The organism is Streptomyces sp. NPDC028722 (genome assembly GCF_040637655.1).
GTDB lineage: Bacteria > Actinomycetota > Actinomycetes > Streptomycetales > Streptomycetaceae > Streptomyces.
In genome coordinates this window covers 1-1,027 of sequence record NZ_JBEZWU010000092.1, presented here as the reverse complement: position 1 = coordinate 1,027, position 1,027 = coordinate 1, and the positions used below count along the sequence as shown (strand labels likewise).

General features: G+C 69.1%; 1 protein-coding gene and 2 pseudogenes. All 3 read left to right on the top strand.

Features of this window, described 5'->3' with window-relative positions:
• Positions 1 to 318, top strand: a pseudogene (locus AB0F03_RS37995) (hypothetical protein); the annotation flags it as partial.
• Between the two features lie 300 nt (positions 319 to 618).
• Positions 619 to 915, top strand: a complete 297-nt coding sequence (gene tgmA / locus AB0F03_RS37990) for a putative ATP-grasp-modified RiPP (protein WP_362001091.1) — start codon at positions 619 to 621, stop codon at positions 913 to 915.
• A pseudogene (locus tag AB0F03_RS37985) lies at positions 912 to 1,027 on the top strand (ATP-grasp ribosomal peptide maturase); the annotation flags it as partial. The gene tgmA and the pseudogene AB0F03_RS37985, both read left to right, overlap by 4 nt.

The window sequence follows — 1,027 nt, the reverse complement described above, 5'->3', positions numbered from 1 at the left end:
CTGTGGAGCCCCCACATGAGCAAGCCCGAACGGGAGATCGTGCTGCGCACGCCCGGCGGCCTGTACCGGTGCGGCACGCCGCAGTTCGGCGCGCTCATCGGCGACCGGGTCCAGACCGGCAACAACATCAGCCTCGGCCCCGGCGTGGCTGTCGGCCGTGACTCCCGGATCGCGAGCGGCGTCACCCTCGCCGCGCGCACCATTCCCGACCACAGCGCCGTCACCGCCCCGCATACAGCCGAGGCCCACGTCCGGCAGCGTCCCGCCCAACGCGGGAAGAGCCCGTCTGTCTGCGATGCTGCCTCAGCCCGCGGGTAGCCGAGGCAGCGTCGTGTTCTCTCGCGGGGAGAGGCATGGCCGATACGGGCCGCCCTTCCTAATTCGTTCCGCCCTCTTGGATGCCGGCGGCTACGGGGAGCAACGGGTTCGAGTGCACTTCCGGGCCACCGTGAACACCGACAACCGGCTGATCTCGTGCACCACGATGAGCCAGGAGTTCGAGCAGACGAGAGAACTGCCAGCAGCGCGGGCATCGTTGGCGCCAAGCTGGCCTGCAAGTCAAGGCACCAGGCCCGCCGTCCCGTGCGGGCTCTCATCACCGCGACCTTGAGGAGAGCTATGTACGTGCACTCCGACCGACTGCCCACGAGCGCACCGGTCCCGCAGGGAACCACTACACCCCGGCCGTGGGGCGTCAGCCGTATGCAGCCGTACCCGACCATGTCGCCTGAATACGGGGGCGTCTACCTAGACCCGGCCACCCAGGCGGCCGTCTTCTTCGACGGCAACGGACACGTGATGGAGATGCCCGGCCACGGGACCAGCACCGGAACGAGTCTCTCGACCGGCACCAGCCCCGATGGGCAGGGCCAGGGCTCTACGGACAACGACACGGGGAGCGACAACGACCAGTGACTGACACACGTCCGGTGTTGGTCGTCACCAGCCTGCACGACCCCACCGCCGACGTGGTGATCCGCGAGCTGCACGACCGGGGCGTCCCGGTCGTGCGGTTCGACTCGGGGGA

Coding starts and splice junctions, on each gene's coding strand:
- tgmA (WP_362001091.1), top strand. CDS start 619: ATGTACGTGCACTCCGACCGACTGCCCACGAGCGCACCGGTCCCGCAG.